This window comes from Synechococcus sp. 63AY4M2, assembly GCF_002760475.1.
GTDB lineage: Bacteria > Cyanobacteriota > Cyanobacteriia > Thermostichales > Thermostichaceae > Thermostichus.
Genome location: NZ_AXUX01000001.1, coordinates 1,941,275 through 1,949,636, shown reverse-complemented (window position 1 = coordinate 1,949,636; position 8,362 = coordinate 1,941,275). Strand labels below are relative to the sequence as shown.

Annotated in this window: 11 protein-coding genes and 1 pseudogene; 5 read left to right on the top strand and 7 right to left on the bottom strand. The window is 60.9% G+C overall.

The window, feature by feature from the left end; translation table 11 throughout:
• The 3 genes from SYN63AY4M2_RS08695 to SYN63AY4M2_RS08685 all read left to right on the top strand — a co-directional run.
• A partial coding sequence (locus tag SYN63AY4M2_RS08695; protein WP_143597437.1) for a zinc ribbon domain-containing protein occupies positions 1–342 on the top strand: 342 nt, incomplete at its 5' end.
• Between the two features lie 288 nt (positions 343–630).
• The gene (locus SYN63AY4M2_RS08690) at positions 631–1,137 is read left to right on the top strand and encodes a class I SAM-dependent methyltransferase (RefSeq protein ID WP_011431366.1); all 507 of its coding nucleotides are present in this window, start codon (positions 631–633) and stop codon (positions 1,135–1,137) included.
• A gap of 79 nt (positions 1,138–1,216) precedes the next feature.
• Positions 1,217–2,269, top strand: a complete 1,053-nt coding sequence (locus SYN63AY4M2_RS08685; protein WP_228375346.1) for a HAMP domain-containing sensor histidine kinase — start codon at positions 1,217–1,219, stop codon at positions 2,267–2,269.
• A 77-nt stretch (positions 2,270–2,346) separates the two neighbouring features.
• Here SYN63AY4M2_RS08685 and SYN63AY4M2_RS08680 read toward each other — a convergent pair whose 3' ends face one another.
• The 4 genes from SYN63AY4M2_RS08680 to SYN63AY4M2_RS08665 form a co-directional block, all read right to left on the bottom strand.
• Positions 2,347–2,901 carry a response regulator gene (locus SYN63AY4M2_RS08680; RefSeq protein ID WP_041438612.1) on the bottom strand — a complete coding sequence of 185 codons (555 nt, stop codon included), beginning with the start codon at positions 2,899–2,901 and terminating at the stop codon, positions 2,347–2,349.
• A 289-nt stretch (positions 2,902–3,190) separates the two neighbouring features.
• Positions 3,191–3,532 (bottom strand): DUF3007 family protein, encoded by a 342-nt coding sequence (locus SYN63AY4M2_RS08675; RefSeq protein ID WP_011431369.1) that lies wholly within the window; start codon positions 3,530–3,532, stop codon positions 3,191–3,193.
• 27 nt (positions 3,533–3,559) lie between these two features.
• A complete protein-coding gene (ndhL, locus tag SYN63AY4M2_RS08670; RefSeq protein WP_011431370.1) occupies positions 3,560–3,781 on the bottom strand; it encodes an NAD(P)H-quinone oxidoreductase subunit L in 222 nt (73 codons plus the stop codon).
• A 108-nt stretch (positions 3,782–3,889) separates the two neighbouring features.
• On the bottom strand, positions 3,890–4,294 hold the full coding sequence (locus tag SYN63AY4M2_RS08665) for an NIL domain-containing protein (RefSeq protein WP_011431371.1): 405 nt from the start codon (positions 4,292–4,294) through the stop codon (positions 3,890–3,892).
• Positions 4,295–4,492: 198 nt separating this feature from the next.
• On the opposite strand from SYN63AY4M2_RS08665, the gene SYN63AY4M2_RS13800 reads away from it, so the two are divergent.
• Both SYN63AY4M2_RS13800 and SYN63AY4M2_RS08660 read left to right on the top strand, forming a co-directional pair.
• On the top strand, positions 4,493–4,657 hold the full coding sequence (locus SYN63AY4M2_RS13800; RefSeq protein WP_168173329.1) for a hypothetical protein: 165 nt from the start codon (positions 4,493–4,495) through the stop codon (positions 4,655–4,657).
• Between the two features lie 11 nt (positions 4,658–4,668).
• Positions 4,669–7,068: an endonuclease MutS2 gene (locus SYN63AY4M2_RS08660; RefSeq protein WP_011431374.1), complete on the top strand. Its 2,400-nt coding sequence runs from the start codon at positions 4,669–4,671 to the stop codon at positions 7,066–7,068.
• A gap of 135 nt (positions 7,069–7,203) precedes the next feature.
• Here the strand turns inward: SYN63AY4M2_RS08660 and SYN63AY4M2_RS08655 are convergent, their stop codons facing one another.
• From SYN63AY4M2_RS08655 to SYN63AY4M2_RS08645, 3 genes and pseudogenes are all read right to left on the bottom strand, one after another.
• Positions 7,204–7,455, bottom strand: a complete 252-nt coding sequence (locus tag SYN63AY4M2_RS08655) for a hypothetical protein (protein ID WP_099834751.1) — start codon at positions 7,453–7,455, stop codon at positions 7,204–7,206.
• A gap of 136 nt (positions 7,456–7,591) precedes the next feature.
• Positions 7,592–7,843 (bottom strand): annotated as a pseudogene (locus tag SYN63AY4M2_RS14365) (urease subunit beta); the annotation flags it as partial.
• 66 nt (positions 7,844–7,909) lie between these two features.
• Entirely contained in the window at positions 7,910–8,296 is a 387-nt protein-coding gene (locus tag SYN63AY4M2_RS08645) for a transposase (protein WP_240530565.1), read from the bottom strand.
• Between the last annotated feature and the right edge of the window lie 66 nt (positions 8,297–8,362).

The window sequence follows — 8,362 nt, the reverse complement described above, 5'->3', positions numbered from 1 at the left end:
TATCGGTTCAAGCAGTTCCTGAAGTTTCAAGCCAAGAAGAAAAACGTGGTTGTCGTGGAAGTATCGGAAGCGTACACCAGCAAAACCTGTACCAAGTGCGGGCACATCCACACCAAGTTGGGTGGCGCAAAGGTGTTTCGATGCCCAAAGTGCAACCATAGGCTACCACGAGATTGGCAAGGCGCTCTGGGTGTTATGCTCAGGGCTTTGCGGGATACCGCCTTTCTGTTTGGACTCCGTCCGAGTAGCGCGGTCGCGTCAGCATCGCGTAGTGACAACGGAAACGGACAGAATGCTATCGCTTCACCGCTGAGCAGTAATGCTCAGCAGTGTTCAGCGTAAATGTATCAGGTACAGATCTCAGACCAACCCCAGTGTAGAGTTTGCAGCTAAGAAACCCCAAAAATCCTCAGCAAGACTCCGGCACGGACGGAAAACTGCGCTCCCAGCCATAGCGGTCTGGAAGAGCCTCCCCAGCACCTCAAGGTGCCAACTGCGCGATAACAACAGAACCGCAAAATCTAAGATTGAGAACCCCAATCCCTGCCACCGTGCTTTCTGCTCTCTCCGCAAAAGAGGCGGCAGCCAAGGGATCCTAAAATAGGGGAAAAGCTCTCTCCCGGCTCCACCGTGGCACCTCGTGGTTTCAAACCCATTCAGAACCGCTCCGGTAGGGAGAGCCTGGCTCCCTACGTGCGCACCTTGCCCCTGGTGATCGACGCCATGCTGGATCTGGCGCAGGTGCGGGGCGACGATCTCCTCTACGACTTGGGCTGTGGGGATGGCCGCATTCCTATCCGGGCAGCCCAGCGCTGCGGCACGCGGGGCCTGGGGGTGGATATCGACCCAGAGCGCATCCTAGAGGCACAGCAGGCGGCCCAAGCCGCTCAGGTTCAGGATCGGGTCAGTTTTCGGCAGCAGGACTTGCTCACCCTGGATCTCTCGCCAGCGACGGTGGTGACCTGTTATTTGCTGCCCCGCTCCCACCTGCTGATTCGAGACAAGCTGCGCAGCGAGCTCCGGCCTGGCGCCCGCCTGGTCACCCACACTTTCGATATGGGGGATTGGCCGCCCACCGCCACCACCACCGTGTCAGATGTTATCAACACCTACACCATCTATCTCTGGCGGATTTAGCCCCCACTTTTTGCCAGCCCTCTTGACTTGCCTGTTCGCTCCTGGCCTAATTCAACTCAGCCCTCTCTCCCGTTCCCCCTTGAGACGCCGTCTACTTGAGTTCTGGCGCCGCCGCTTCCCCCACAGCCTGCGCACTCAGGTGGCGCTGGTGATTGCCAGCCTTTCCTTTGTCCCCAACTTGGTTTTCATCCTGTCGGTGCAGTGGATCCTCCCCGGCACAGAGCTCAGCCCCGAGGGATCTGTCCTGCTGCTGCTGTGGATCCCTTTGCTAGCAGGGCTATCGGCAGTGGTGGGCTATGTCCTGTCTTCCCTAATCTTGCGGCCCCTCACCTTGCTGGCCCGCGAGCTGGGCCATCTGGAAACCTTAATTAGCCAGCCGGCCCGTTGGAATTTGCTGCTCCGCCCCGGGGATCCCCAAGAGGCTTTGATCCTGCGCCAGGCCTTTGCCCATCTGCTGCGCCAGATCCAGATTGACCAATTGCGGCGGGAAGCCTTTACCGCCACCTTGGTGCATGACCTGAAAACCCCTCTCATTGCCTTTGGGCATTTGCTAAGTGCCCTCAAGCAGGAGCAGCAGTTGCAGCCGGAAGAGCGGCTTGCCCTGCTGGATCGCATCTTGCAGGAGAACCAACGCAATCTGTCCCTGGTGCAGCGGATGGTGGAGGCCCACCGCCTAGAGCGGGGCGAGATCGAGCTACATCCTCGTCTTTGCGATCTGGGATCCCTGGCCCGACGGGTGGCCGAACGCATGGGATCCCTGGCCCGAGAACGGGGGATCGACCTGCGAGTGGAGGGAGAAGGGTGGGCCAATGCCGATGAGGCCGAGCTGGAACGGGCGCTGGTGAACCTGGTGGACAATGCCTTGCGCTACGCCCGCCAGGTGGTGGTGCTGACCATCAGCCCTCGCCAGATCCAGGTGCGGGATGACGGGCCCGGCCTGCCGGCTCCCCTGGAAGAGCTGGCCCAGCCCTACATCGCCCAACCCATTCACATCGCCGGCCAGCACTACCCGACCGGCTCAGGAGGTCTGGGGCTGTACATCGCCAAACGTATCCTGCAAGCCCACGGAGGAGACTTGTGTTTGGTGGAGACGGGATCCCAGGGCACGACCCTAGCGCTGGTGCTGCCCTGATCCCCAACCCCGCCAGGGGAGAAAAGCGCCCAAGGGATCCCCTCTGCTTCGCGTTAGTGGTGTGGAGCGCTTGCAGCTCACTCGACAGGGCGGCCCCGATACATCAATCGATACTTTGCCGGCGGGAGCGCAGCCGTTTGCTCTTGGCGTTCTTCTGTTGCAACGGACGGGGAAGGAGGGGGGCTGTCTTTTTCAGACCACAAACCCAGCTGCTCGAGAACCGCGTGAAGAGCTTCCGTGTCGATGGGAAAAGACCACCTGGCTGCCTTGTAAATTTGCTCGAGGGAGTGGAGAATGTCGTCGGCTTCGGCCAAACCGGGGATCACCTCGGCTGCCCCCTGGTAAATGGCCCAGCGCCGCTCTGCCGGCTCGATGGGGCGACGAGGGTAATGAGTGAGAATCACAGGGATATCCGGAAGCCGGCTCCGACACTCTCGACAAAAGGCATAGGGGTTAAACAGCCCCGTCGTCATATCCACCACCATCAGATCCGGAGAATGAGTTGCCGCCACCTCCACCAGATCTGCCTGAGGAGAAACCAGCACCACTGTATGGCGCTGAGACTCCAGCACCAGCTTCCAGAGCTGGGCTTGCAAAAGCTGACCCTGAGCCACCAGAACGGTCTTGGTCACGGTGAGCAGAGAAACGACTTGCCTTAGTTCACAACTTTGCCTACGGCGCAAGGTAGCATTTCCAATAGAGAAGAAACAGTAACTAGCTATACCGGTAGTGCTGGGCTGACCCAGCCGCTTGGATACGTAAACTACCCGACTCCGACCGCCCCCCCTTCCCCCCCAACCCCCCGTATATGGGGGCAGGGGGGCGGGGGGATTGAGGGGGTACAGTGCGGGGCTCCTGCAGTTTCTAGCTGAAACTCCACCGATCTGCGACAGGTTTTTGGGTACAGCTTGCCCGGCGGCCTCAGCACTTGCCTTGCTCGGTCAAACCACCCTCAGCTTCCTCTTCGGTTTCGGAGGCCAGCTCGGCCTGCAAGGCCTGCCACTCCTCCGGGGAGAGGGAGTGAAGTTTTTCTTGGATTTGCTGCCTCTCGAAAGTGGCCCACTGGGCCTTCAGAGTCATTTCCCTGCTCAACACCCGCTTCAGGTAGCCCACCGTCCAGCCCAGGCATCCCAGCAGAAACACCACACTCGACACCTGCTGCGCCGCGCCCGTATCTAAGCCGGCCCAAAGCAGCAGCCCGTAGAGAAGTCCTCCCCCCAAGAGCAGGGCTAGGCCAATGCCGAGAACATCCCGTCTGCGCATGGCTGGTAGGTTGCAGAAGGGCGAGCTCTAGAGCGAACGCGGCTTGGGCCGAAACGTCATGAAGGGAGCCACGAGCACCATACCGGGGAAGAAAAACAAAACTAGGAAAAACATCAACACCTTTTCCCAGGCACCGCTGTAGTTCCAGCGCTTGTCCACGTACACCAAAAACAAGAACGGCAGCACCAGCAGGTAGAGAACTGCTAGCGCAGCATAGGTCAAGCCAATGAGCGTCGAGGTAGAGAGCATATCCAGTTGCCTCGAATTAACCTGGGCAAATCCAGTCCAATCGGGGTCATATTACAGCATTGTAATAGTGAATGAACTTGTCGGCTTAGCCGGCTCTTCGCCTCATCGCTATAAACTCGTGCTGATGGCCCCGACAGGGCAGGTGGGGATGCATTGTTCGCACATAACACAGCGATTACGCAGAAACTCCAGTTTCCAGTCGGGAGCGGAAATCTTCAGTGCCTCGGTGGGGCAAACGCCCGTACACAAGCCGCAATCCACGCACAAATCTGGGTCGATCTGAATTTCTTTAGCCCGCTCGGCCACCTCAATGCCCAAAGACTGCACCCACTCCAGCCCCGCCTCCACCTGGTCGATATCTCCCGAGAGCTCCACCACCAGGGTGCCCACTTCGTTAGGGGTTACTCTGGCACGGACGATGTTGGCGGCTACATCGAAGTCTTTCGCCAGACGATAGGTGAGGGGCACATTCACCAAGTGGCGAGGAAAAATCAGGGTCACTCGTTTGCGCACGGATTTGACTTGCGTAGCTGAGGTACGACGACTCTTCCAGTATGCCAAGGCCGACTGCCAAGTTCGGCCATACTGCAAGCAAAAAATCTCCCCTCACCGGCAGAACAGATGGGGTGCTTTCTCGCCTGCCCGCAGGTTGGAAGCTATGAAAGGCGCCCCGCGGCCTGCCACAATAGGGGCAGAGCGTCTTCGATCCCCATGAACTCGGCCCGGCCCCGTCTCAACTCCGAGCACTACCGACAGATGTTGGTGCGCGATGGTGAGCGTCGCTTCCGCGAGTGGCACACTGCCTTTCTCAACTACCAGCGGCAGTTTTTGCAAGAGATGAAGCGGCTGCAGCTCCGTTCTTCCTCGAATGGCTAATTTCTTCAGGAATGCCTACGCCCACTACTTTCAACCTGCTGCCGATCTGTTCTGAGCCCGATCCTTCCCTCCGCCAAGAAACTTTGGAATTGTTGGAGTGGCCCCGCCTCTGCCAACACTTGGCCAGCTTTGCCGCCACACCCCTAGGCCGCCGCGCCTGCCTAGAGCTGGATCCCTGGCGGAGCCGCGCCGAGAGCGAGGTCTGTCTTGATCAAACGGAGGAGGCCATCCGGCTGGATTGCAGCCAGCCAGGGGGGATTTCTCTGGACGGGATCCACAACTTGCTGCCGGCCCTGGAACGGGCCGAACGGGGGGGCATTCTGAGCGGGGAAGAGCTGGTGCAGATTGCCACCACCTTGGGGGCTGCTCGCCGCCTTCGCCGACTCATCGATGCTGACGAGCGCCTGCCCCGCCTGCAGGAGTGGGTGAGCAATCTGCGCACCTATCCTGAGCTAGAGCAGGAGATCTTCCGCTGCCTGGACGAACACGGCGAGGTGAGAGATAGCGCCAGCGCCGCCCTGGCAGACCTGCGCCGTCAGCACCGCCAGTACCGCAGCCAGATCCAAGAACGCCTACAACAGGTGATGAGCCAGCACCCCCAGGCGCTGCAGGACACGTTGATTGGCCAGCGGCAGGGGCGCTTTGTGCTGATGGTAAAGGCCACCCATCGGGATCTCATCCGCGGCATTGTGCACGACAGCTCTGCCAGCGGGGCCACCCTCTATGTAGAGCCCTACGCTGTGGTGGAGCTAGGCAACCGGCTGCGGGAAACCCAGGCCCAGATCCAGGCGGAGGAAGAGCGGATCTTGGCCGCCCTCTCGGCCCAGGTGGGATCTGTTGCCGAGGATTTGGAGCATCTGCAGGCGGTGATGGTGGGGCTGGAGGTGGCGTTGGCTCGCGCTCGCTACAGCCTTTGGTTGGGGGGCAATCGCCCCCAGTTTGTCCCGGCAGGATTGCGCCTGCGCCAAGCTAGGCACCCCTTGCTTCTGTGGCAGTCTCGCGAGGAAGGCAAGGGCCCGGAGGTGATCCCGATCGATTTCACCCTCTCGGAGTCCATCCGCGCCGTGGTCATCACCGGCCCCAACACTGGCGGCAAGACGGTTGCCCTGAAGACCTTGGGGCTATTGGTGCTTATGGCCAAGGCGGGGATCTTCCTGCCCGCCCAGGATCCGCCCCAACTGCCCTGGTTCGACGGGGTCTATGCCGACATCGGCGACGAGCAATCGCTGCAGCAAAGCCTCTCCACTTTTTCCGGGCATATTCGCCGCATCAGCCGCATCGTGCAAGCTTTGCAGTCGGAGCCGGCGCCGGCCCTTGTTCTGCTGGACGAGGTGGGGGCAGGCACGGATCCCAGCGAGGGCGCGGCCCTGGCTGCCGGGCTATTGGAGTATCTCGCCGAAAAGGCCCTGCTGACCTTGGCCACCACCCACTACGGCGAGCTGAAGGCTCTGAAATACCAGCATCCCGGCTTTGAGAATGCCTCGGTGGAGTTTGACGAGGCCACCCTGGCCCCCACCTACCGCCTGCTGTGGGGGATCCCTGGTCGCTCCAATGCCTTGGCCATCGCCCGGCGGCTGCACCTGGAGCCGGAGATTCTGCGGCGGGCGCAGCAGCATCTGCAGGGGGAAAGCCAGGTGGATAAGGTGATCGCGGGGCTGGAGGCGCAACGGGCCCAGTTGGAAGAGCGGGCCGCCCAGGTGGGATCCCTGCACCAAGAGCTGGAAACCCTGTACCGCCAAATGCAGCAGCGCAGTCGGCAAATGGCTGAGCGAGAGGCGCAACTGGAGTACCGGCAGCAACAGGGGCTGCAAGCCCTCTTGGCCGCCGCCCGCCGGGAGGTGGCCGCCGCCGTCCGCAAGCTGCAACAGGGGGACGATCCCCAGCAGGTCGCTGCTGAGCTGGAGCAGATTCGCAGGCGCTACTCGCCGCCGCCGCCGCCCGTTGAGACTGAGTTCGTGCCAGAGGTGGGGGATCGGGTGCGGCTGCGGGGCCTGGGACAGACGGGAGAGGTCATTGCCGTCGAAGGAGAGGTGTATGTGGTGCGCAGCGGCATTCTCAAGTTCACGGTGCCGCGGGGCCAGTTGGATCCCATCGATGAACATCAGGCCAAACAGCGCCAGCGCCCCAAAGCTCCTCCTTCCCCACCGCCCACCACTGCTCCCCTGAACCTGCGCACCAGCCGCAACACCCTTGACCTAAGGGGGAAAACTGTAGCCGATGCCGAGGCGATTCTGGAACAGCACTTTGCCCAAGCCCCTCCTGGCCCGGTTTGGATCATCCACGGCCACGGCACGGGACGCCTGCGGGCCGGCGTCCAGGCCTACCTCCAAAATCACCCGCGTGTCCAGAGGTTTGCCCCAGCGGATCCCCAGGACGGCGGTACGGGTGTGACTGTGGCCCACCTGCGGTGAGGGTCAGGCTGTTTCAAACTCCCTGACAGTCGTTTCAAACAAGGTTAAGGCACTTTGCCGCTGGCCTTCACCCGCCCCTCTTCCTCAGGGGGAGAGGGAAGCTGAAGCTCCACGAACAGGCTGTTTGGTAACTGTTCAAACTTGACTTTGGAGCGCCGCTGCCAAGCTGACGGGCTGGGATCCCGCTTGGCGGTGCCGACTTTGCCAAAGCCAGTAGGCGCGCAGCAGTTGGCTATCTCCAATTAACTTGAGCATCACCGCCACCGTCGCGCCGGTCCAGCAGAGGGGGCCGAAAGTGGCACCTGCTGCTGCCAACAGGGCCAACCCGGAAAGATTCAGCCCCAAGCCCTGTACCCACATCCACCAAACAGTCTCACGCTCTAACATTGGCCAGATCCCAGAGGAAGAATTGGATAGCCCTACTCTCTTGAATCTGAGGTGGGATGGGGATGTGGCCAAGCCTCAGCCCAGATGCCCAAAGCTGCATACTTCGAGGGGCGTTATGTCCATAGCGCTTAACCACCTAGCCCATCCACTCCTGCAATCGGGCCAGGGCCCGCCGCTTTTGCGTTGCAGAGCGGACGCTGCTCTTCGTCAGCCGGTTGCAGCCATGCACCAGACCCTTGCCTCCCAGCGCCACCAGAGTGACCCGCTGGGTTTGCCCCGGCTCAAAACGCACCGCTTGGCCGGAAGGGATGTTGAGGCGCCTGCCAAAGCTGGCGGCGCGATCCAACACCAGGGCTCGGTTGACCTCAAAAAAGTGAAAGTGACATCCTCTCCCGCTAAGCCCTGACGGGCTGTAGACGGGAGCTTCCGAGAATCACTTCCCGGAGTTGCTGCTTCAACGGACTGGTAAACCAGGATCCTCCACAGCCAGAGAGCGGCAGTCCCACCGCCCCCCTATATCCCCCCGTATACGGGGGGACCTGAGTCCTCGCTTCAAAATCTCGATAGCAGCGTTCAAGTCTCTGTCCCACGACCCGCAACGAGGGCAATCATGCACCCGTTCCGACAAGGCCTTGGGAACACGCTCCTCACAAACACAACAATTTTGGGACGTACCACGGGGATCCACTCTCAACACCTGTTTGCCGCGTTTGACCGCCACTGCTGTCAGAATGTCAAGAAATTGTCCCCAAGCCGCATCCAAAATCGATTTAGCCAACCGAGTCCGTGCCAGCCCTCGGACGTTGAGATCCTCCACCACCAACAGGTCGTATTGCCCCACCAGCCAGTGCGCCACTTGGTAGTGGAACGCTTTGCGTTGTCGGGCAACGTGCAACTGCAAACAAGC

Bases quoted from the DNA above. Each gene is read 5' to 3' on its own strand.
- SYN63AY4M2_RS08655 (WP_099834751.1), bottom strand. From the start codon at position 7,455: ATGTTAGAGCGTGAGACTGTTTGGTGGATGTGGGTACAGGGCTTGGGG.
- SYN63AY4M2_RS13800 (WP_168173329.1), top strand. From the start codon at position 4,493: ATGAACTCGGCCCGGCCCCGTCTCAACTCCGAGCACTACCGACAGATG.
- SYN63AY4M2_RS08660 (WP_011431374.1), top strand. From the start codon at position 4,669: ATGCCTACGCCCACTACTTTCAACCTGCTGCCGATCTGTTCTGAGCCC.
- SYN63AY4M2_RS08675 (WP_011431369.1), bottom strand. From the start codon at position 3,532: ATGCGCAGACGGGATGTTCTCGGCATTGGCCTAGCCCTGCTCTTGGGG.
- ndhL (WP_011431370.1), bottom strand. From the start codon at position 3,781: ATGCTCTCTACCTCGACGCTCATTGGCTTGACCTATGCTGCGCTAGCA.